The 22,753-nt window shown below is 46.2% G+C and carries 15 protein-coding genes and 3 pseudogenes; 7 read left to right on the top strand and 11 right to left on the bottom strand.

Going from position 1 to position 22,753, the window contains the following annotated elements; translation table 11 throughout:
* Positions 1–72: 72 nt before the first annotated feature.
* A pseudogene (locus tag ACLGGO_RS11890) lies at positions 73–781 on the top strand (transposase); the annotation flags it as partial.
* Between the two features lie 230 nt (positions 782–1,011).
* A pseudogene (locus ACLGGO_RS11895) lies at positions 1,012–1,281 on the top strand (hypothetical protein); the annotation flags it as partial.
* A 506-nt stretch (positions 1,282–1,787) separates the two neighbouring features.
* Here the strand turns inward: ACLGGO_RS11895 and ACLGGO_RS11900 are convergent.
* The gene (locus ACLGGO_RS11900) at positions 1,788–2,549 is read right to left on the bottom strand and encodes a hypothetical protein (protein ID WP_446419467.1); all 762 of its coding nucleotides are present in this window, start codon (positions 2,547–2,549) and stop codon (positions 1,788–1,790) included.
* The gene (locus ACLGGO_RS11905; RefSeq protein WP_446419468.1) at positions 2,512–3,285 is read right to left on the bottom strand and encodes a hypothetical protein; all 774 of its coding nucleotides are present in this window, start codon (positions 3,283–3,285) and stop codon (positions 2,512–2,514) included. The genes ACLGGO_RS11900 and ACLGGO_RS11905 overlap by 38 nt, the downstream gene beginning before the upstream one ends.
* 532 nt (positions 3,286–3,817) lie before the next feature.
* Here ACLGGO_RS11905 and ACLGGO_RS11910 point away from each other — a divergent pair.
* On the top strand, positions 3,818–5,536 hold the full coding sequence (locus ACLGGO_RS11910) for a CHASE2 domain-containing protein (RefSeq protein ID WP_446419469.1): 1,719 nt from the start codon (positions 3,818–3,820) through the stop codon (positions 5,534–5,536).
* Positions 5,537–5,774: 238 nt separating this feature from the next.
* Here the strand turns inward: ACLGGO_RS11910 and ACLGGO_RS11915 are convergent, their stop codons facing one another.
* The 8 genes from ACLGGO_RS11915 to ACLGGO_RS11950 all read right to left on the bottom strand — a co-directional run bounded on the left by ACLGGO_RS11915 (position 5,775) and on the right by ACLGGO_RS11950 (position 15,123).
* On the bottom strand, positions 5,775–8,405 hold the full coding sequence (locus tag ACLGGO_RS11915) for a CHAT domain-containing protein (RefSeq protein ID WP_446419470.1): 2,631 nt from the start codon (positions 8,403–8,405) through the stop codon (positions 5,775–5,777).
* A 90-nt stretch (positions 8,406–8,495) separates the two neighbouring features.
* Complete coding sequence (locus tag ACLGGO_RS11920; protein ID WP_446419471.1) at positions 8,496–10,388, bottom strand: ShlB/FhaC/HecB family hemolysin secretion/activation protein; 1,893 nt, start codon at positions 10,386–10,388, stop codon at positions 8,496–8,498.
* Between the two features lie 195 nt (positions 10,389–10,583).
* Positions 10,584–13,100, bottom strand: coding sequence for a two-partner secretion domain-containing protein (locus ACLGGO_RS11925; RefSeq protein WP_446419472.1), 2,517 nt, complete (start codon positions 13,098–13,100; stop codon positions 10,584–10,586).
* 15 nt (positions 13,101–13,115) lie between these two features.
* Entirely contained in the window at positions 13,116–13,526 is a 411-nt protein-coding gene (locus ACLGGO_RS11930; protein WP_446419473.1) for a Nif11-like leader peptide family RiPP precursor, read from the bottom strand.
* A gap of 28 nt (positions 13,527–13,554) precedes the next feature.
* Positions 13,555–13,752: a hypothetical protein gene (locus tag ACLGGO_RS11935; protein WP_446419474.1), complete on the bottom strand. Its 198-nt coding sequence runs from the start codon at positions 13,750–13,752 to the stop codon at positions 13,555–13,557.
* Positions 13,753–13,804: 52 nt separating this feature from the next.
* The gene (locus ACLGGO_RS11940) at positions 13,805–14,200 is read right to left on the bottom strand and encodes a Nif11-like leader peptide family RiPP precursor (protein ID WP_446419475.1); all 396 of its coding nucleotides are present in this window, start codon (positions 14,198–14,200) and stop codon (positions 13,805–13,807) included.
* A 268-nt stretch (positions 14,201–14,468) separates the two neighbouring features.
* The gene (locus ACLGGO_RS11945; protein WP_446419476.1) at positions 14,469–14,657 is read right to left on the bottom strand and encodes a hypothetical protein; all 189 of its coding nucleotides are present in this window, start codon (positions 14,655–14,657) and stop codon (positions 14,469–14,471) included.
* Between the two features lie 52 nt (positions 14,658–14,709).
* Entirely contained in the window at positions 14,710–15,123 is a 414-nt protein-coding gene (locus tag ACLGGO_RS11950) for a Nif11-like leader peptide family natural product precursor (protein WP_446419477.1), read from the bottom strand.
* Positions 15,124–15,576: 453 nt separating this feature from the next.
* Between ACLGGO_RS11950 and ACLGGO_RS11955 the strand changes: the two are divergent.
* Positions 15,577–16,005: pseudogene (locus ACLGGO_RS11955) on the top strand (helix-turn-helix domain-containing protein); the annotation flags it as partial.
* Positions 16,006–16,063: 58 nt separating this feature from the next.
* On the opposite strand, the gene ACLGGO_RS11960 reads toward ACLGGO_RS11955, so the two are convergent.
* Complete coding sequence (locus tag ACLGGO_RS11960; protein WP_446419478.1) at positions 16,064–16,915, bottom strand: DUF928 domain-containing protein; 852 nt, start codon at positions 16,913–16,915, stop codon at positions 16,064–16,066.
* Between the two features lie 393 nt (positions 16,916–17,308).
* Here ACLGGO_RS11960 and ACLGGO_RS11965 point away from each other — a divergent pair, with 393 nt between their 5' ends.
* The 3 genes from ACLGGO_RS11965 to ACLGGO_RS11975 all read left to right on the top strand — a co-directional run bounded on the left by ACLGGO_RS11965 (position 17,309) and on the right by ACLGGO_RS11975 (position 22,621).
* Positions 17,309–18,106 carry a MinD/ParA family ATP-binding protein gene (locus tag ACLGGO_RS11965; protein ID WP_446419479.1) on the top strand — a complete coding sequence of 266 codons (798 nt, stop codon included), beginning with the start codon at positions 17,309–17,311 and terminating at the stop codon, positions 18,104–18,106.
* Positions 18,107–18,262: 156 nt separating this feature from the next.
* Complete coding sequence (locus ACLGGO_RS11970) at positions 18,263–21,580, top strand: type 2 lanthipeptide synthetase LanM family protein (RefSeq protein WP_446419480.1); 3,318 nt, start codon at positions 18,263–18,265, stop codon at positions 21,578–21,580.
* Positions 21,581–22,084: 504 nt separating this feature from the next.
* On the top strand, positions 22,085–22,621 hold the full coding sequence (locus ACLGGO_RS11975; protein ID WP_446419481.1) for an NHLP leader peptide family RiPP precursor: 537 nt from the start codon (positions 22,085–22,087) through the stop codon (positions 22,619–22,621).
* Positions 22,622–22,753: the final 132 nt, after the last annotated feature.

A 22,753-nucleotide genomic window follows, 5' to 3' on the forward strand; every position in this document is an offset into this window, starting at 1 on the left:
TCTTGGGTAAGACTCTGGCTCCACCCCTAATAATCAAGGCAACCTTTTCACTCACAAGGGTGAACCTGAATCCTTACGTCTTATCAAACCCCTCCTCAACAAATCATTTTAGACATGGACGTCACCGATGACCAAGTTCATGGTGGTCAGGAAAGAGCATTTTTTAATACTTATTATAAAGGAGTTTGCTATGCTCCCTTGTATATTTATTGAATTAATGGATAGCGTTTTTTCTAAAGATGAAGACTTAGAAGATGTGAGAAAGTTAGTCCCCAACGCAACTTGGTTTCGCTCTATTTATTATCAAACTGAAAGGTCATGGAGTCGTCAAAGAAGAGTGGTTACTAAGGTTTCTTATGGCAGTAAAGGGTTAGAGCTTCGTCATGTGGTTACATCTTTACCTACTTCTCAAATTACACCTTCTCAACTTTATACTAAAAAATATTGTCCGAGAGGGGAGATGGAGAATCGGATTAAAGAACAGCAATTGGACTTATTTGCTGACCGAACTTCTACCCAAACCTTTCAAAGTAATCAACTCCGCCTGTGGCTATCTTCAATGGCGTATGTGTTAATGCAAGCATTTCGTTATCACGGTTTGAGAAAAACTTCTTTGTCCAAAGCAACTGTCGGAACAATTCGCCTCAATCTCCTTAAGTTAGGAGCGAGAATTATTGTTAGTGTGAGAAAAATTGTTATTGCCATATCCAGTTCTTGTCCCTATCAAGAGATTTTAGCGATCGCGCACTCAAGAATTCAAGCCATTCCCAATACGAGTTAAGTTTTTAGCTCTCGAAGATAACAATCATAGTTGTGAAAATGACTGAAGCTTTTTTCAGTCTATTTTGTCCTATAAATTTGCCAAGACTAACGCTCATTTTATCGAATGCGTCGGGTAAGGGTTAGCAATTTCAGGTTAATCTTGTTGGAGAATATGGAATTTTTCTATTCTGTGCATGAAAACTTCTACTTTTCCCCTTCAAATTAGCTTCTCAAATTAGTTTGTGAGAAATGCGGGTGGAGAACTTCGCCCTCCAGTGTGGGATTACCTTGCCCCAAGCGCAATTGGTGTATCAAACCTACGGCGAACTCAAACGCGATCGCGCCAAGCGCACTGCCGAAGGCAATCGCAGTAACGTTATTCTCTACCCCACATCCTACGGCGCACAGCATACAGACATCGACTGGCTAATTCGCCCTGACGGTATCCTCGACCCCACTCGCTGGTTTATTATCATTCCCAATATGTTCGGGAATGGACTGTCGAGTTCACCAAGCAACAGTAAGGCTAATTTTATTGGGTAATTTTAATCAAAGACATAGCCTTACCCCCCAATCAATAAGGGATAGAAAACGCCTATATCATACACGATCTTATACCTACGGATATGGATACGCCAGCTTTCTGAAGGGGAAATTGTTCGCGAATGTTTAACGCGAACATTATCCTCAACCCCCTCAACTTTTTTCCTAATCTTGTCCAGCCTTAGGCTGGTAGCCGTCAGACTTATATTCAGAAACTAAGTAGTCTTCATAAACCAAAAAAGACCAACAGCAACACTTATCGTAAGCATTTAGGTAGCCCATTGGTGAGACGGGCGTATTTGTTCGCGTCAACATGTAGCTAACATTATCCGCAACTCCCCTCCGCTTTTTTCCTAATCTTGTCCCGCCTTAGGTTGGTAGCCATTCTGGTTATGTTTGAGGAAACTATTAACAATGAGAAGTTATTACTAATTGAGGCAAAAATAGCTATATAACTTATCTGTGCTGTTTCCTCGACTTATTCAGCAAGCCCTAACTAATCCTGGTGGATCAATAGCTTCCAGATCCAGATTGGTGAAGGCTCTGTAGGCAGTGCCACAATCATCAACTATAACTCGGAAATGATGAGTAAATCGAGTCCAGTGAGTCTTGCTTTTATTTATCCCACGCCAAGTATGCTCGAATCCTGTACTCCCTTGCTGTTTAATTTTTTGATGTAAGTCGTATAGATCTTCAGGATACCAAAAGTCGGTCATCTTGCGCTGAACAATTTCTTCTGGGGTAGCATCCCATACTGTTGCTGCCATAGCTGGGGTAACTAAGAGTTGACGTTCGTCTCTTAGCCGAACTAACCCACCTTTGATGTTTGGTGTTTCGATAAACCGTGAGATTACATCAACGAGTGGGCGGGATAACTGGCATGTACCTATCCAGATTGATGGTGTCGCAATTAGGGGTTTATTCATGTTTTTTACGTTGTCTTTTTGGCTAATACTTATTAAATCTTTTTCGGCTAAAGATCTGGGAATGGAAAAGTGTTGGCAGCCACTTTTGTACCAAAAGATTTTGAGTTCATTATAGTCCCAAAGTTCCAATAAAGACGCAAGATTTTGGTAAAAGCTTCGGAGGATAACAGCCTTTTCTTTACTAGATATCCAAACATTGACCACATCCTCCTGAAAGTAAACTTGGCAGTCTTGGTCACAGACAGGCAATTCTTTTTTAAAGAGTTCGCTTGCACGAGACTCAACTATCACCTTCGCATCCCTGAGCAACTGACTCATCTAACTGTTCCTCTGTGTAATTATCTCCAAATGTTTGATTTTTAATTGCTATTAGCTCTATCGTTTTCCACAAAGTTCCATCAGGTTTATGGAGTACAGAACCCAGAGCAATTAATTCTTCCTCGTTAGCTTCCTCTCCAGCAAGGATTGCCTGTAAGCGTGTTGTCGATATAGCAGCAGCCGACGCTAACTGTTGGACATTGCAGTTTCGTCTAGTCAGTTCCTTTTGGACGAGAACACCAATTGTTACCGTCTCCGCCATATCCATAGTTCGTTCAGGTTGTTTGGACTCCTGAAAAATTTTTTCCTCCATCAGTCTTCCAGCTTTTGAGACAATTCTGACTAAGTCGGATAGCTCTAAGCTGTTCATCCACATCAACACTTGATCGACTGTTGTGACTGTTTCATCTGTAGATTTTGATAGACTGACTTGACTAACTGTTAGAGGTAATCGCAAGTATTCTTCTAGGCTTATTCCTCCATTTAGATAGATTTGTAGCTGCTCTGCTGTTGTACCTACATAAGCCGCTAATTTCTGTGTACTCTCTAGTCCTAAATTTCCTGATTCTCTTTCCCAAGCCCCCCAAGCTGAATAGGAGACGCCAACCTTGGGCGCAAACTGGCGTAAAGGTTCATCATCTCTTAGCTTTAAGCACAGCCTGGATAGGCGGTCTTTTCCTTCTACTGTGAGCAAAATTTTGACAAGTGTATAAATGTTATATTCAAACAGTACCATGCCTGATCCTGTGCGGTCAGACCCAGTTATGTGGTTGATTTATACACTTGTGTGTAATTTCTGCACAAAAATTATAGCATCAAGTCATGGAAGAGCGAAAAGAAATTTCCCAAAAACTCCTAAGCTGTGGTGCCTGAAAACAGAGCATCCCGCATTTCTCTCCAGTTTTGCCATCTGAGTCGTCGAAACCTTGACCTGGAGTAGGTTTCGAGCCCCCTTGACCGACTCGTAATTTTGACAGAGTGTTGAAAGCCTTATTCTACGGTCAATCTAGGTTGTATGGGACTTTGGGTAATTGTGGTGAGGAATCCGGGTAAGAAAAATCCAGGTAAAAAATGCAACTTGTAGGCGCGACAGCTTATCACTAACCTTATTGACTAATTTTTGATGGGTAGAAGAATACTCTTAAAATTGCTATTAAACAATTTTAAAAACAACTTGCCCCTCAAAATTAATACAACTAATCATTCGTTAATATAGACCATAATTCTATATGCTTTAATCGAGTTAATTGCGTTAACTTACCACGACCATGATTTCTAAATTCTCTCAAACGGTTGGCTCGCTACTAAGGACATTAAACTATCGACAATCAGCCGTATTGGACTTTGGTCGATCCGTTGTTCTTACCAGCGCAGTTATTGCCACACTGGTTATTGGGATTCGACAGATAGGAATCCTAGAGGCAGTGGAGCTAGGAGCGTTCGACCAGATGATGCGGTGGCGTCCAGATGAGCGCCCAGACGAGCGCTTACTAGTCGTCGCCATCACCGAAAAAGATATACAGGAAATTCAGCAAGCGACGCTGTCTGACCAAACCTTGAATCGACTCTTAGGGAAACTTCAAGAGTATCAACCCTTAGCCATAGGTTTGGATATTTTTAGAGATGTTCCTGTCGAAACAGGTCGCGCCGACTTAATCAAACGTTTTCAGCACAGCGATAACATCATTGCGGTATGCAAATCGGGGAGTGCTGAAAATCCTGGAGTTCCACCCCCACCCGGAATTCCAAAAGACCGAGTAGGATTTTCCGATCAAGTCATAGACACCGATGGAATTATCCGCCGCAGTCTGTTGTTCATCAGCTCTGCTCCCTCCAACACACCAGCCGATTCATCTGACGCTAACACAGATAGTCGATGTGATGATTCATCGGGTCACCTGTTATCCTTAGGTTTTCAGCTAGCACTTCGTTACTTACAAACGCTCTTAATCCAGCCAGAATTCACAACCGCCGATGAACTAAAGTTGGGTTCAACGGTATTTAGTCCCATCAAAGAGAATGATGGCGGCTACCAAAAGGCGGATGTAGGGGGGTATCAAATCCTGCTCAACTACCGCTCTTCTGAAACCGTTGCTAAGCAAGTGACGCTGACACAGGTACTTGAAGGTAAACTTGACCCCAATTGGATAAATGATCGCATTGTCTTAGTCGGTTATACTGCCCCAAGTAAAAAGGATGATTTTGCCACACCCTACAGTGCTGGTCAACAGGAAACATTTAAAATGCCAGGGGTTATTGTTCATGCCCAAATCGTGAGTCAAATTCTCAGCGCCGTTCTGGATGATCGACCCCTGTTTAGGTTTTGGACTGAGTGGGGTGAAATGTTTTGGATCGCCGGATGGTCTCTAGTCGGAGGAACGTTGGCTTGGCGCATTCGTCATCCAGTAGGCTTTTGCTTCGCTGGAATAGTAGCAATTGGGGGATTATTTGGGATTAGCGTTGTACTTTTCACCCAAGCTGTGTGGATACCGATCGCCGCGCCGACAATAGGTTTGATCGCTACAGCCGGGTGTGTAATCGTAGTCGATAGATTTGAGAAGGGAGGATACGCCAATAAAATTTACCAGGGTGTTCAGAAACTTTTTAAGATTGAAATTGATCAGGAAGAAAAAGCTCGTCAGTTAGCTGAATACGAGCGAATGATTAACCGAGTTCAACAATGGCAGGAGCAAGCGCAGGAGCTGGAGGTTCAGGAATCCTTACCGACTTCAGACCAGGGTTTGCAGCCGTTTAGTGACGTTGATGATGGGGAGGCATTTAACCAATCACCGGATAGTTTAGAGAACGACTACTTTGAGCAGTTGCAACAAAAAGCAAAAGCGCTGGAGAATCAGGAGAGTACCCAGCAGCTAATCCTAGAAATTACAGAGCAAGACGTGACGATACTTGAACGATACTGCCAGAAAACAGAGCGCAATAGAAATGATGTTTTGCGGGAGTTAATTCACTCACTTCAAGACGAGTAATCCTTTGGGGCGGGTTTAGTCATATCTCCCACCAAACAAGGGTTTTGGCTGAATTCCGGACAGTTATGCGATCGCACTTTTTCTGGTTTCAGTGCGTAATAGTTTTTCCCACGTCTAGTTTTGGCTGAATCCCGGACAGTCATGCGATCGCACTCTTTATGGTTTCAGTGCGTAATAGTTTTTCCCACGTCTAGTTTTGGCTGAATCCCTTGTCAGGTAAGCTTTTGTGTCCACCTACTTATAGCCAATTACCCACGAGCACAAATGGCGCCCAGTAATAGGGATGAGCGAACTTCTGATCCTGCAAAATCCTGAGTTGAGCAAGGCGCAGGGATTCAGCTTTTGTGGCTTGATGTTTGGCTAATTCCTCGTAAAATGTAGTCATTAGCAAGGCTGTGGCTTCGTCACTGACCACCCAAAGCGAGGCTAAGGTGCTGCGTGTCCCGGCTCGAACCGCAACTCCTGCTAACCCTAGAGCCGCCCTTTCATCCCCTTTGGCAGTTGTGCAAGCACTAAGGACGAGTAATTCAATCGGCTTAGTCCGAGTTCCCTGTTGAGTTCGCAGCAGATCATCTAAATCCTTTATGCTAATCTGGCTATCCCAGGACAGGATAAAGGTGTCATCAGCACTAGAACTAAACTGACCATGAGTGGCTAAGTGAACAATGGGGAAAGAAAAAGTCTCGATCGCCTGCTGAAAGTTTACCTTGGTGAATGAATCATTCAGTACGACTTGGCTCTCCATCTCAGTCTCGATCTGCTCTAATTCAAACAGAACGTTTGGTAGAGGTTGGAACCCTAAACGAGCTTCACTTAATCCAAAGGCGAGAACTTTTAGCGTTTCCTGGGTTAAAGGTTGAGGGTCTACTAATTGCAGACTCGGCGCGATCGCGACGCTATACGTCTCAATCAGGTAGCGCTCGCCATCATGTAGGGCTGAAAGTGGCAGGTTCCGGATCGCTCCGTCGGGAACAAAAACTAAGGTTTTCACGCCACTGGCGGCTAGTTCGGCTTCAACGGGGCGGATTAACCAGTTGTACAGTTTTTGTGCAGGGCTTAATATGTTTTTTGAAGACAACTGGAGACGGCGGATCGTCGCCGCATTCAGCAAACTCTGTATAGTCTGCTCGATTTGCTCTTTTGGCAAGAACGTGGTGTATTGACGCAGGGGTTTCCCCGGTAGTGTGACAATGACTTCCAAGCGATCGCTTAAAATAATCGGATAAAAAACGGCGGCTGTCTGGTCAAGTTGGTCGATTTGAATCGGTTTTGCATTTAGGCAAGCATCCCGAAAGAAGTTGTCTAACTCTGCCAATTGTAAGGATTCAATAACTTCCCGTGCTTTAATCAAGTTGGCTTGCTCTGGTGCTGCGCCCGGTTGCAACAGTAGTCCGACTAGCTCCCGGTACACCGGTTCTACACTCTCTCGAAACGAAAATTGAACGTCTGAGCTAACGGCGACTAAATCACTGCGTAAAGACTGGAGGGTGTTAACCGCTTGAGAGTAAGCGGCGATCGCGCCTTCTCGATTTCCGGTGGCTTGGAGCAGCCTTCCCAGTTGCCATTGCCAGCGATAGGCAATATCAGATGCATTAATCCCTTGTGCCAAAAGCAGAGCGTTCTCAGTCAATTCTTGGGCATAGTTCCACTGTTTATTCTGCTCGTACAGCCCACCCAAATTTCCCAACGCATAAGCCAATGTTCGTTTATCGTTTAAACGCTGAGCCTGTTGAACGGCGGTGGCTAAAAGTTGAGCAATTTCCCCATGACTTGCAGCGAAAACTTCTCCCTCTCGCTGTTGAGCCATCTTCATCAGACTCTGAGCCAGATTAATTCGAGCATTAACGGCTGTCCGAGACAGGGGTAACTGAGTCAGATTGGCACGAATTTGAGGTACTAATTCCAGAGCCTTTGACTCCTGTTTCTGATCAACTAAAAGACTCAGTTGATTAACTTGTGCTTGAATCTGAAGAGCAGGTGAGGGAGATGCGGCGGCGGCGCGTTGATAGAAATCCAAAGCCGCTTTGAATTGTTGCTGTAATCGAGCGGTATTCCCTAAACTTAGGAGTGTCGAAGCCGCAGACTCAGGTGCTGGTATTTTTTGGGCAATAGATAAACTTTGTTTCAAGACGTTATCGGCTTGCTCTAAATCACCGACTGCTTGCAACGCATTACCTAAACTCTGAAGTCCTTGAGCTTTGAGCCGAGTATCTGGCTGTTGTTGGAAGCTCGCATTAACCTGCTCTAAGGTACGAAGGGCTTCACGATAGAGCCCCAGGCGTCGTTGAGCTTGGGTTTGATTAATCTGGCTTCGGGTTGCGCCACTGATATCCCCGATTTGGTTATAGATATCGGCAGCATTTTGCCAGGTTGCTAGGGCTTGTTCTGGATCACCACGGGAGAGTTGCAATTTTCCCTGTACTTCTAATGTTTCGGCTAAGAGTTTTGTTTGGTCTCCACTCTTTGATCGCCCTTTAAGGTGATCAAGACTGTCTGTAATTGCCTCAGTAGCGGCGTCCCATTCTCCGGTTTGCTGGTAAATCAAGGAGAGATTCCTTAAAATCCTGGCTTGACCGAGTTGATCGCCTTGGGCGGTATAATCGGCATTAAGTTGTTTCAATAGGGCGATGGCTTGGGAGAATTGTCCTGTTTTATAGAGTTGCTCCGCTTGTTGTTCTAAAGCATTTTTGTTTAATTCGGCGATTGGATGCCCTTGGGATACGGAACTAGAGGCGATAATTTCTGCACTTGGAGTCTGTGGGGCGGTGTGGAAATACGACAGCGACATGGCTGGCGCCCTTCCCAGCCAGATAACGCCAATAAACGATAATAGTCCTAAGGTAAGGATTGACAAATTTTTAAGTTTCATAACAGTTATCAGTTATCAGTTATCAGTTATCAGTTATCAGTTATCAGTTATCAGTGACGATTTCCAGCTTTTAGGTTAATGTCCACCGACTTAAAATACTTTGTATTCCAACCGGAAAGATAAGCCATTTTCTTGCCAGGTATCTTTACTTCCAGGTAGGTCAATTAAAGGGATACCCCAATCGAATCGGGCGGTCAATTTATCTCCGGTTCTCCATAACAAACCCAATCCCGCAGCCGCCAGGGTGTTGGGGTTTGGATTGGCTCTACCGGAACTATTCCAAGTCGTGCCAATTTCCACAAAGGGAGTCACTTGGAGAATACTGTTCCACTCAGGGATACGAGCGATGGGGATGCGGACTTCGGCGGAGGTGAATAAACCATTATCTGAGAGTAAAGCGTCCTGACGATAACCTCGAACACTATCTATTCCGCCCAAGCCAAATTGTTCGATGGGAACTAAGGCGTCATTGGATAGTTGTATATCTGACCTGAATAAAAGGATAGTGTCGGGTGCTAAAAGGCGCAAATACTGTGCCTGACCCCGCCAACTGAAAAATTGACTATCCGGCGATTTTTCATTTATAGTGGCATTTAAAGCACCAATCCCCAGGCTGAATTGCGATCGCAAGGCGAAGACTTCTGTACTTCCCCGATTGATCCATTCCTGAAAAAACTCAATGGCTGAAATTCTGGTTTCACCTTGCTCGTTTGCTCCCGGAGATAAGCGGAACCCTTCGCCCAGCAGTGAGGTGTCGCTCTCACGTCTAACCGCCGACAGCCCTAAGGCAAATTCTTGGGTAGGAGTGTCAATTAGGGGCTGACGGTAGGTAATCTGATAGTCGCGGGCGTTTGACTCGATATCGACTTGGTTGAAGGGTGCTTCGATGACGTGGCTGCTTGAGCGACGGTAGGAGAGTTTGAACGTACTGTTTCTGGCGTTAATTGGGATGGTGTAGCTAGCTTCATCGAGGGAGTTGCTGCCGTCGGTGTTGGTATAGCCAAGGATGAGGGAGTCGCCGAATCCGAAAAGATTGCCTTGCTCAAGTGTAACGTGACGCCGCACTGTGCCAACGCTGGGAGAGCGTCCGTTATCGACCCTGAGAATGGCTGAAAAGGAGGGAGCTTCTTCAACGGCAACTCTTAATACACTAGTACCCGTCTTTGACCCAGCGGCTAACTCAGCCGACACATTTTCAACTAGGGGGTTGAGTTGAAGCAGTTGCAGGGTTTCTACCAACTGATTGACTTGTAAGGGGGTTGGGGTAGCTCTGGCAAGACGCGATCGCACATAATTAGAGTTGAGTCGTCTTGTTCCGGTCACCTCAATCCTCTCCACTTCCCCTTCAATCACTTCGATGGTGACAACGCCATTGTTTAGCGCTTGCGGGGGAATAAAGGCGCCACTGGTAATATAGCCCCGTTGAATGTAAAGCTCGGCGATCGCATCTTGAACTTGCATCAGTTGAGCAAACGCGATCGGGCGTTGGCTAAACGGGGCAGTCACCGCCGCGAGTTCCTCTGGACTGAAGACAGTACTGCCAATGACTTCAAATCTCTCAACCGTAATTGTACCGGGAATATTATCTGGCAAAAGTGGGGGGGCGATCGTTGGAGGAGAAGCTGGCGGTTGCAGCAACTCGTCTGGGGAGGGTAGCAGTTCAGGTTCCGGTAACGCCGGGGGCTGGGGTTCTACGGGGTTAATCCCAGGAGTCGGTGAGCCCTGGGAACGAAACTCAACACCCTTGGTTGGTTTGAAGGTTTTGTGCCAACCTGACAGGCTGTCACTAAGGTTCTGGTGCTGCACCCTTACCAGAGCATCCCCTACCTGATTGGCAGTCAGTGATATCTCGGGTTGTAACGTCGTATCCGCGACTTCTCCCATGTTGGCGCTAACGGGTGACGCCACTGGGCTTAAAGCAAGAATGATAGCTATAGAAGAATAACGCATCTGGAAAACCCATTTATCCTGCTTACTTCTCACGGCATTTGGCTGATTAAAGTTTTACCCTTCACGCAAGCTAACGCGGACATGGCGAATGAATTAACTCTCTATCTTTCCCAAATGGGGCGCGACTATAGGGGCGGGTTTTACTCATCCGTGTCAACTTAAGCCACCATCCTAATTTTCAGCTAGGGTGTACCAGCTCCCCCAGCTCCCCCAGCTCCCCCAGCTTCCTCAGCTCCCTCTAGATGGAACACAACCGGGGTGAGTCAAGGCAGGCTTCTGCGGTGTAACAGTAGGCGCGGCGTCAGTCAGGATAACTGTTCCATCAGCCGTAACAAACCAGCCTTGTATTTGCCGAATCACCCGATTTTTAGGTTGTCCACTGTCGATTGATGGCGGATGACTCACCCCTCCAGACGACACCTCAGTACTCGGTCGAGACCACTCCACCACCACAACTTCATCAGTCAGCGGGTCATTAGGACTGGTGGGTAAACCCCCGCGTCCACTGATGACAAAGGAACTGCCGGCAAGTTTCGGTGTACAGAGATTTTGTGCAACTAAGCCTTCGACATCAACGACGGTTGTTGATAATTCGACTAATCCAGAACTAGGATCAACATCAGGTGTGTTAATTTCCACGATGCCGCTGAATTCGGCGCCCAAGTTTGAACTGGCAGTGATGTCGCTTTCTCTTGTAAGTTGGGGACGGAACTGAGTGCCGAAGATGCCTTGTGCATTGACGATGACGCGCCCACCTTGACTATTAGTGGCATTAGCCGTAATGTCGCTATTGTCGAGGGCGACTAAGGTATCGGTGTTCAGGGTGATATTACCACCTGCGCTAAGTCCGGTGGCGTTAGTGGTGATTGCACTCCGTCGGCGCATCTGGATGTCTTGGGAATCCAGGGTAACATTTCCCTTGTCTCCTCCGGCGGCATCGGCTGTAATCACCCCTTGATTTTCGAGTCGGATTGTGGCAGCCTCTATCTCAAGGTTGCCCGCAGGACCCGTTCCCGGCGGCGCCAGGTTGCGGCTTTGGAAGTTACTGACACTGAGTAATGCCCCATCCCGGACAATTAACCTAGGAGTAGTAATCCTCAAATCGCCCCCTGCTCCATCACCGACAATCGCCGAGGCAAACAAGCCGCTGACAGAATTGGCTGACGTACCTATTATTTCCACCGACTCCTCGGCGTTCACACTCAAGTTTCCCCCAGAACCTTGACTAATCGTCGCACTGGCGGCTTGGGCGCCATCCCGGATAATCAACCGTCCTGTATTAATCGTCAAGTTACCCGCATTTCCACTCCCTCGAGTCGCCGTCGATAAACTCGTGGGAAAGCCATTTGGGTTTGTGCCAGTTAGCTCCACAGAGCGCGAAGCGTTTATAGTCAAATTTCCCCCACGACCCGCACCAGAGGTTTCACTATTGACTGTTGCCCCATCCCGGATAATGAATTGCTCGGTGTTAATGGTTAAATTCCCCGCATCTCCAGTGGCGGCAAAACTACTGCTGCTAAATAAACCACTGGAAAACAGGTCAGGAATTGAGACTCCAATCAGTTCTACGGACTGCGAAGCATTCACGCTGAGAATACCCGCACTGCCGGAACCAGCCGTACCGGATGAGACTTGCGCCCCATCCCGCAGCCGCAACCGCTCTGTGGTCAGGGTCACGCCACCGCCCTTTCCAGCCGTTGTTGTACCAGAAAACAAGAAGCTAGGAAGACCATTGAGAGGATTTGTCCCACTCAACTCGATTAACTCTGAGGCAGTAATGGTTACGTTCTCGCCGTTTCCGATTCCCAGGTTGGTTGCCACGAGTCCTGAACCGTCGGTGAGGGTGACGCGCCGTCCTTGTACCTGAATCCTTCCAGGTGTCGGACCACTGGTATTAATGGCAGCCCCCTGGGACAGCAGGATATCTTGGAAATTTGCCACGCCTTGATAGTTCAATGCCCAGCCCGGGTTTGTTGGGGTAAGGGTTACTAGCCCCTCCTGTACACTTCCCAACTCCAGACTTCCGCCTTGTGCAGTTAGATTTCCGCCAGAAAGGGCTATCTCACCGCCCACTAATGCTAAGGTTTGATTCGCCTGTACTTCAAGACCTTTTCCATCTACCCCAATGAAGACAAAGGTTTGGGGATCAATGATGACTTGGTTGCCCAACCCCTGCACTTGAATCCTTCCCGGATTGGCTCCATATTGTAACCCCAAGGGAACATTAATCGTTAGTAAGGGTAGGGTCTGGGGGTTGGTGGTACTAAATTCTAGACCATCGCCAAATTGGATGCTATTCGCCGTACTGCCAATAAATGAACCTCTGAGGTCGAGTTGAGAGCCTGCACCAAAGATAATCCCATTGGGGTTAATTAAAAACAGGTCAGCGTTGCCTAAAACTCCCAAGGTTCCCAGGATATTAGAAGCATTTGCCCCAGTGACTCGCGTGAGAATCCGCTCAATTCCTGTGGGATTGGAGAAATAAACTCCCCTGCCTTCCCCGACATTAAATTGTCCAAAACTGTGGAACAGGTTAGCATCTCTGGTTGCTCCGCCATCAATTTGGTCACTCGTTACACCATTGATATCGACATTAGGAGTAACGACTGAGCTTTCGTTGCCGAGAGTGGAATCGGGGATGAGCTGTGCTGAGGTAGTATCTGTGATTAGCAGCGCTCCACCAAGGATGAAAAAACTGCTCCACAATAAAGGAGAACAATTCCAAAAAAAGCTATCGGTTTTCATGACTAACCGCTTTATTTATATGAACACGGGCGACGGTTTCTCAAAAGGTTTCTTCTCCGGCGGCGCCTTCCACTCCCAGGGGGGTCCTGGTGGTTTGGGTGGCTTAAAGCCACATCCACCAGCGACTAGCTCTAGCTCTTGTTCGCTGAGTTCATCGTCATCCAATTCATCCGAGTTACGTTGTGCTTGCTCTTGGTCATAATGATGTAGCCTTTCTAAATCCGCTACTGTCAATTCGTACCCTTGACGGACAGCGATTTCGACGAAGCTTTCTGGGCTAATCGCCGCTTTGAGTTGCTTAAAAAGCCTCTGATCCGAGTTGGCAGCCATAAACAGTTCATCTATGACTTGCTGCGCTTTTTGTAGTTGTAATTCTTCCGCTGATACGTCTAATGCTTTAAATGACTGGATATTTAATTTTGACATAAAAACCTCCTAGGTATCGAGTAACTGCTTAGTTAGGATTCATCCAAAAAGCTCTGTCATTAGGGCAATTAGGATCATCTAGCCAGCTGGGTCCTGATTTTGGTGGCTTAAAGCCATTACCACCAGCGACTAGCTCTAACTCTTGTTCACTGAGTTCATCATCCTCATCACTGTTAAAGGTTAATAAGTATTCGGCTTTGAGTGCTTGGATCTCTGGCTGTAACATAAGTCTTTTCTGGTTATGGGGGTAAATTCCTCAAGCTATGCCACTGTTAAGCTCACCAAGGCCCTTTAGCAGGGCGATTAAAACCACTCGGAACCGGAACAGGAGGCGGAGTAGGAACTGTTAACCCTAAAGCACGACCACCAGCGACTAGCTCTAGCTCTTGTTCGCTGAGTTCATCATCATCCAACTCATCCGAGTTACTTTGTTCCGCCTTTTGGTCATAATGATGTAGCCTTTCTAAGTCCGCTACTGTCAATTCGTACCCTTGACGGACAGCGATTTCGACCAAGTTTTCTGGGCTAATCGCCGCTTCAAGTTGCTTTTGGAGCTTCTCATCCGAGTTGGCAGTCATAAACAGTTCATCTATGACTTGCTGCGCTTTTTGTAGTTGTAATTCTTCCGCTGATACGTCTTCAGCTTTAAATGACTGAATATTTAATTGTGACATAAAAACCTCCGGTAGCATGTCAGTTTTGCACAACATATTCTCGTAGGTTGGGTAGAGCGTAAGCGTTACCAAACTCCAGGGAGAGCATGTTGGGTTACTCTACCCTTCGGGAACGCCAAAGCCGAACGAGAAGGCTGACGCTCCTTACGTCGCTATCGCTTTGCGTCACGCCTACGTTCCAAGAGCCCAACCTACAAAGGTGACATGCTCTGGATATTTAAATGTGACATAAAAACCTCCTAGGTATCGGGCAACTGCTTAGTTATGATTAATCCATGCCAGCTCTGTCATTAGAGCGATTAGGATCATCTAGCCAGCTGGGTCCTGATTTTGGTGGATCAAAGCCATTACCACCAGCGATTAGCTCTAACTCTTGTTCACTGAGTTCATCATCCTCATCACTGTTAAAGGTTGATAAGTTTTCAGCTTTGAGTGCTGGGATCTCTGGCTGTAACATAAGTATCTTCTGGTTATGGGGGTAAATTCCTCAAGCTATGCCACTGTAAAGCTTACCAAGGCGACCAAGGAACAGGAGACCCTTGAGGTTTAGGATGGGGATTAAAACCATTCGGAACCGGAACAGGAGGCGGAGCTGCGAACCCTGAAGCACCACCACCAGCGACTAGCTCTAGCTCTTGTTCGCTGAGTTCATCGTCATCCAACTCATCCGAGTTACTTTGTTCCGCCTTTTGGTCATAATCATGTAGCATTTCTAAGTCCGCTACTGTCAATTCGTACCCTTGACTGGCAGCAATTTCGACCAAGCTTTCTGGGCTAATCGCCGCTTCAAGTTGCTTTTTGAGCTTCTCATCCGAGTTAGCAGCCATAAACAGTTCATCTATGACTTGCTGCGCTTTTTGTAACCGTAATTCCTCGGCTGATACGTCTAATGCTTTAAATGACTGAATATTTAACTGTGACATAAAAACATCCTAGGTATCGAGGGTGAATCTGGCTGTGAGAGTTAACCAACTTGCATTTATACCGCTTTACTCCTGTCGCCTTTGCCACAATAAGCGTCGCCTTTAAGCGAACCCTCGTCTGGCGGGAATAGCGAAACCACTAGAAGACAACTCCATTCGCTGATTTTCGGGTAAGGCTGTCTAAATACATTACATAACTATCTACTATACAGTTGTCTTGTAAGATTATACACATTTGTGTTTAAAATATATACAAATACAATTGTGCAAATTAGTTTTGATGACTAATTGCAGTCATTAGTGTTTTCAAGTCAGGAATAAAAGAGTAATTTTCAAAATTGATTTTGATGGCTGAATAGAAAGATAAGCCAGCGCTGTAGTCTTCGACTGCACCATCAAACTTCAATCCTCAAACCGCCGTTTTATCTATAGAGTAGGTGTCAATTAGCCGTGATGAATCAAAAGCACCGAGTCCAATTAAGCCAAACGGAAAAGCAAGAGCTAATCAAACTGACAAAAAAAGGCAAAATATCAGCCCGAAAGCTACGCCGCGCCCAAATCTTACTCCTAACGGATGCTGGACATAAAGACGAAGAAATCGCCACTATGCTGCACTTGGGGGTAGCAACAGTAGAGCGCACCCGTAGGAAATTTGTGGAGGGGGGTTTAGACTTTGCTTTAAACGAACGCCCTCGTCCAGGGGCAGTTAAGAAATTAGACAGAAAAGCCGAAGAGTTCTTAATCGCTACCGCTTCCAGTAACCCGCCACCTGGAAATGACTGTTGGACAACGCAATTGCTCGCTGAAAAGTTAGTACAACTTCAGTTGGTGGAGAGCATCAGCGCTGAAACGGTGCGCCTCCTGCTAAAAAAGAGAGCGTTAAACGGTGACTCTAAGAACAAGGACTAATGGCAAAAATAAGCCGAGTTGGCCATCAAAATTAATTGGGTGTAACACTAGAAGAAATCAGAGGTTTTTGGGAAATTGTATCCAGTCCAACAGACTCTAACAGTTCTGCCCAATCCGACGCGATCGCAGTATCATTGGGAGCAGAACGACGTAGCTGAGCGAGGCTATTGAGGCAGTCATACCAAATCCCAGCTTCCGCATAAATGGCGGCGCGATCGCGGGGTGACGCATTTTCCAACTCAGCCACCAAGTTTGGGCTAGGTTCAACCCGTTCTATCTGTCCCTCAACATAAGGCTCATTGGTCATATCTTGACAAATCACAAAGAAATGCCAAGTATACATCTTTCCCACCTCTAACGCTGGCAAAGTTCCGTTATCTGGGAGTGGGACGCTAACAATTCCGGAATGACCCGGAAGCGTAACAGTTGTTTCATAGATTATCTCATCCTTGTCAGCCTCTTTCAGGTAAAACTCGGCTTGCTTGGCAGTATTTTCAGGGAGATACACCAAAATCGTGGGATGCTCTGCCACAGTTCGCACTGGCTCTGTTGGAGGCAGCAAAGCGACCATCTGTTCATCGCTAGAGTTGCCACAGCTATTTGGTACTACCGCTGCTTCTGTGCCTCCTCGCACTGCCGCTGATTCGCGGCGACGAGGTTTTCCTGTAGTGGGAAACCGTATTGATTGAGCGTGGAGAGTCGGAGACTTCTCTACCTGATTCTCAGGAAAGTGGGTTGGAGGAGTGCTGATTTTCCAGGGAGCAAGCTCCTCTTGATTGAGCGATCGCCCCTGAGCCAGCATGGGGAAACTACTCGTGGTCAATAGCTCTACAAATAACGCCACGAGTGCCATGCGATGTAAAGAAAACTTATTACTTAGCATTTTTCTGTCAGACCTCTTACACGGTTAATTTTTGTTGCATCGCTGTAGTGTTTGTGACCCTTTTAGTTGCTTTTTGGGCAAAAGGTCTTGTTGTGGGCGTGCAACATTCAACTCAGGGTCGGTAGCCACTGGCTATAGTCCAACCGCCCTGAAAATTTATTCTTGTCACATACTGAAAAAACTTGCTCATCTTTATTATATTATTAACACATATACGCCTAAGTGTGCGATGATTATTAGAGGAATACCAGAGTAAAAAAATCCAATAATTTTCCATATTGATTCTGATGGGTTAGTTAGTTTGATCAGGCTTTAATAGCAATAAGATTATAGTTTCGCCACCCATCAAAACTTCAGCAATAGACCCCAAAAGCAGAGGGTTAAAGGAGCGTTATGTCGAAAATTGTCTCTGTTCATTCATTTCGAGGTGGAACTGGGAAGTCGAACACCACTGCCAATGTCGCGGTTACCATAGCCAGCCAGGGACTACGGGTGGGGATTATCGATACGGATATCCAGTCGCCAGGGATTCACGTTCTTTTTGGCATAGACCAAACCAAGCTAAACCGAACTCTGAATGATTACCTGTGGAATCGCTGCGGAGTTGAAGAGGCGGCTTATGATGTCAGTCCTCCTGAGGTGAGCAAGAATCAGGGCAAGTTATTTCTGATTCCATCCAGCATGAATGTCGGTGAAATTAGCCGTATCCTGCGGGAGGGATACAACGTAGCCTTGCTCAATAATGGGTTTAAAAAGCTAGTTAGCTCTTTAGAGTTAGACTACTTATTTATTGATACTCATCCTGGAATTAACGAAGAAACCCTACTGTCCCTGACGATCTCCAACATCCTGCTGATCATTTTGCGTCCAGATCGTCAAGACTTTCAAGGGACGGCTGTAACTGTCGATGTGGCTCGTAAGTTGAACGTCGCTAAGCTACTTCTAGTAGTTAACAGAGTACCGCAGAAGTTCGAGCTCAACTCAGTCCGGCAACAAGTAGAAACAACCTATAAGGCAACAGTAGCAGGAGTCTTGCCTAACTGTGAAGAAATGATGGAGTTGCAGAGCAGTGACTTGTTCTGCCTGCGTTACCCAGACCATTATATTTCTAAAGAAATACGCGGAATTGTGGATCATATTTATGAGAAACCTAAGAGTGTGGGGGGACTCAAAAAATTGTTTGGTCGATGAGACGCGATCGCCTTTCCAAACACAGAAGCAAAAATCTATCAATCAAAAGTGAAAAATTCATCAATTCATTCTCGCCTAGCTCGGTTATTATTAGTTGGTACGATGAATTTGGTTCAACAAAATATTTCCCCAGGATGGACGAATGAACAATAACCAATGACCAATTTACAACCCGAACTGGTCAAAATTGTCGAGCAGGCTTGCAGCCTTACAGAGCGTTTAGTCACTGGTGAAATATCCAGTAATCCTTCTGATTCGGATACTTGTGTTAATTCCAGACTTGAAAAGTGGTGTCAAACTGCTGCACAAGGAGACCTAGAAAAATTTCAGAAGCGGCTTGCTTGGGATAACATAAATCTCAGCACGGTTAGCCGTCTTCTGGGTCATGTTTCCCTCAGCGGTACTCAGAATTTACCGGACTGGGTAGAAACCTTCCAAGTCGGCATTGAAGCAGCCGCATCAATTTCAATAGAAACTCTAGAAACGGGAGAAATCTATAGTTTTCTAAACTCCCAGAATCCGATTCCCTTTGAAGAAACTTTTCTACCCTTTATTAAAGTTGCCAGAGATAAATTAATTGCCCTAACTGGCGATAGTTACCCTAACTTGACAGCAGCAGCTTGTGCCAACCTTGAGCGGAGTCTTTTAGTCTCACTATCCAGTCTGTGTTCATCCTCAATGGAATTGAAATTCTCAGCATTTCGGGCGAAGCGACAATCCGCTCTATCTCGATTACTGGGACAATTACAAAATAGTTATACCAACACTCATTATCGAGCATTTATCCAACAGATGCTCAAAAATGGGGGACTACTGGCATTTTTTCAAGACTACCCTGTCTTGGCTCGATTAGTGGCAACGGTAACAGACTTTTGGGTGGATGCCACAGGGGAATTTATCCAGCGATTAACAGCAGACTGGTCAGACATTCAGCAAACGTTCCAGCCAGACATTGAATTAGGTCAGGTCGATAGCATCAACCCCTGTAAAAGTGATCCTCACAATCAGGGAAGATCTGTGATCGAGGTGGGCTTTGCATCGGGTTTGAAGCTGATATACAAACCTAAAGACTTAGGCTTGGATGTGGCTTATTTTAACGTCCTGAACTGGTGTAATCAGCATTTTATCGAGTCGCCAGGTTTCGCGTCTCTACAACCGTTTAAATTACTCAAAGTCCTAAATCGCGCCACTTATGGTTGGGTGGAGTTTGTCGAGTATTTGCCTTGTCAAAACCAAGCAGAAATCAAATGCTATTACCAGCGGGCTGGTCAATTGCTATGTTTGCTGTATGTTTTGGGGGCAAATGACTGCCACCAGGAAAACTTAATTGCCTGCGGTGAACACCCCGTTTTGGTGGATTTGGAAACGTTGATGCACCACCCATTCCGGGAAATTGCAGGTCAAGCCAGGAAAGAGGGAGCAGAGGCTTTATCCCTGGCGCAGCGGCGATTGATGGATTCCGTGATGCGGACGGGTTTATTGCCCCATTGGCATCTGGGGTCAGATCGACGAACAGCTTATGACCTAAGTGGCTTGGGAGGATTTGGCAATCAGGAAACATCCTATCAGATGCCGAAGTGGGAGAACATTAACACCGATGGCATGGTTTTGATTCATGAAACTGCCAAAATGTCAAGTCAAACCAATGCACCCTCGCTGGAAGGGGTTATACAAGCCCCAAACGAGTATGTTAACGAACTCGTGGATGGCTTTGAGCATAATTATCGGTTTTTGGTCGTACACCGGGAGGAACTCCTGGCAACGGATAGCCCCCTGGCAGCTTTATCCCATCAGCGAGTGCGTTGTCTATTTCGTCCTACCCAGGTTTATGCGTCTGTACTGCAAAAATCGCTGCATCCTCAATATCTGCGGGATGGTGTAGATCACAGCATTGAACTGGAGGTTCTGTGCAGACCTTTTCTGGGGACCGATTTAAAGCATCCTTGGTGGAGGATTCTCAAGGCAGAACTACAGACGCTGGAACAGTTAGACATCCCTTATTTTGCCGCTGATTCAGATAGCGATGCCTTGCCAGTTGTGAAGAGTGAAATGATTGTGCAATGCTTCGCACAACCCAGTTATACCCAGATGATTGCTAATATCCAGCGCCTCAATCAGGAGGATTTAGCTCAACAAGTTGCCATCATCCGGAGTTCTTTATATTTATTGGTCGTTGGTGAACCAGGTGCCGCCTCTGATATAAAAGTGCCTGCAACCTCTGTTCTGGATGATGACATTTCCCCCATTTCTCAGGAAGAATCGGTGCAGCAGGCAATACACATCGCCCAAGATTTGCAGCGACGAGCCATTCAAGCTGATGATGGTAGTGCTACCTGGATTGGACTCGGTTTCTTACCCCAGGTAAATCGTTTTCAACTCCAGCCAATCGGGAATAGTTTATATGACGGTTGCTCTGGAATAGCCTTATTCTTAGGCGCATTGACGAAAATAACTGGCGACAATGAGTGGCGTGATTTGTGTCTGGGAGCTTTACAACCCCTCCGCAGGATTTTGCCGGATTCTGACCCTGAGTCGCGGCAAAAACTTACCCGACTGGGTATTGGGGGTGCCGCCGGATTAGGGTCTATTGTTTACTCACTGGTGCGAATCAGTCAGTTTCTAGAGGATAGAACTCTGTTGGCAGATGCCAAACAAGCCGCTTGTTTAATCACACGCGATCGCATTGCGGCTGATCAGCAATTTGACCTTGTGGCTGGAGCGGCGGGAGCGATTCTCGGCTTACTCACGTTGTATCAGGTAACGGCTGATTCGGGTATTCTAGGTCAAGCCACCCGCTGTGGTGAGCATCTGCTCAATCATCGGGTGATCAGCGAAACGGGTTGCAAAACTTGGGCAACTGGAGCTGAAAAGCCATTAACAGGATTTTCCCACGGCGCTGCGGGTATTGCCTATGCCTTACTGCGCTTGTACGAAGTGACTCAAGAGGTCGTTTTTCGGGAAGCCGCTGAGGATGCGATCGCTTACGAACGCCATCTCTTTTCTCCCACTGAGGGAAATTGGCTCGACTTGCGGTCTTATGCCCTGATTGATGGCAAGCCAACCTATATGACTAGCTGGTGTCATGGCGCTCCTGGCATTGGTTTAGCGCGTTTGGGGAGTTTGGCTAGTTTGGATACAGCAGACATCCGAGCAGAGATTGCGATCGCCTTAGATACTACCCTACAGTTTAGCTGGCAAACTATAGACCACCCCTGCTGTGGAAATTGTGGTCGGATGGAGGTGCTGCTAGTCGCGGCACAAAAATTATTGCGCCCCGATTTAGTAGAAACCGTTAAAAAGCAAGCTAACTGGATGGCGAGACGGGCAAAACAAGGGGGAGGGTTTCATCTATTTCCCCAGTTTCCTCAAGACGTTTACAATCCTGGCTTCTTTCAAGGCACTGCTGGAATTGGTTACGAATTATTACGGTTAGCGTATCCAGATTTACTTCCTTCAGTGTTGCTGTGGGAGTAGTAATACTTAGTGGGACTTAGACATTTCCTAGCCCCTAAAGGGACTGAAAACCCTTCTGGGTAAGGAAAAGAGGTCAATGCCCTAAAAACGTCTGAAACCCTTATAACTACTAGATTTGTACCCATTTGAGCTAAAAGTCTTTCCCTATCTAGGTTTAAGTCCATTTTTGACTCAGTTTTTGTCTAAGTCCCGTTAGTAGTAGGTGAAGATAGCACCCAGATGACTCTCAAATCATATCCTATTCTTTAGGATATTTATATTGAACTCCTTAGTTTCCTATACTCAACTAACCAAAGCAAAAAAATAGTCAATAATCAGCAAAAAAATAGTCAATCTTAGCCTATTTACATCGTTTAAACTTTACAAAGATAGCCAGAAGATGGGCATATAAATCAGCAGATAGACAATACATCGTCTTAATCGTAGATTGACGATTCTACTATTGATAACCCCCATAAATGGCGACTTGTACCTAGGTTGTAACAAAAGAAAGGAGTTACTACTATGACCGACGAAGATAATAAAATCGAACAGGTTATCATCCAGGCATTGGATGATGAGGGGTTTAAACAAGAGCTAATAAGCAACCCCAATACTGTGATTGAGCAAGAAACAGGGGAAAAGCTTCCAGAAGGGGTTGAAATTCGGGTTGTGCAAGAAACCTCCAACACCCGCTACTTACTGTTGCCCTCACATAGTGACATAACGCCAGAAAAATTAGAACAACTGCGACAAGGAGCGGCTGGTGATTTTTCCTCATTGATAGTCCGAGCCATCGAGGATGAGGCGTTCAAGCAGGAGCTGATTAGCGACCCTAATGGTGTGATTGAGCGAGAATTAGGAATACAACTTCCCTCAGGCGCTCAGCTCCGGGTGCTGGCTCAAGATGCTAACGTTGAATACTTGGTGCTGCCCCCGCAGCCTGCTCCTGACAGTGAACTGTCCGAGGAAGAATTAGAGGCTGTTGCCGGTGGTGGCTGGTGCGGTAGAACCTTCAAGGTTACTACTTTGTCAATCGCCATCTGTATTGGTAAGTGTTAGTGCCGTTTGTTTGAGTTAACCTTAGCAAAGGCATAGTTGGTACACACAAGACAACTATGCTTTTGCCTATGCCCAATTATCCAATTCCAACTGTTAGAACAAAAGACTAGGCAATTGGGCATTTTGAGCATC

The sequence above is a fragment of the Coleofasciculus sp. genome (assembly GCF_046565525.1).
GTDB lineage: Bacteria > Cyanobacteriota > Cyanobacteriia > Cyanobacteriales > Coleofasciculaceae > Coleofasciculus.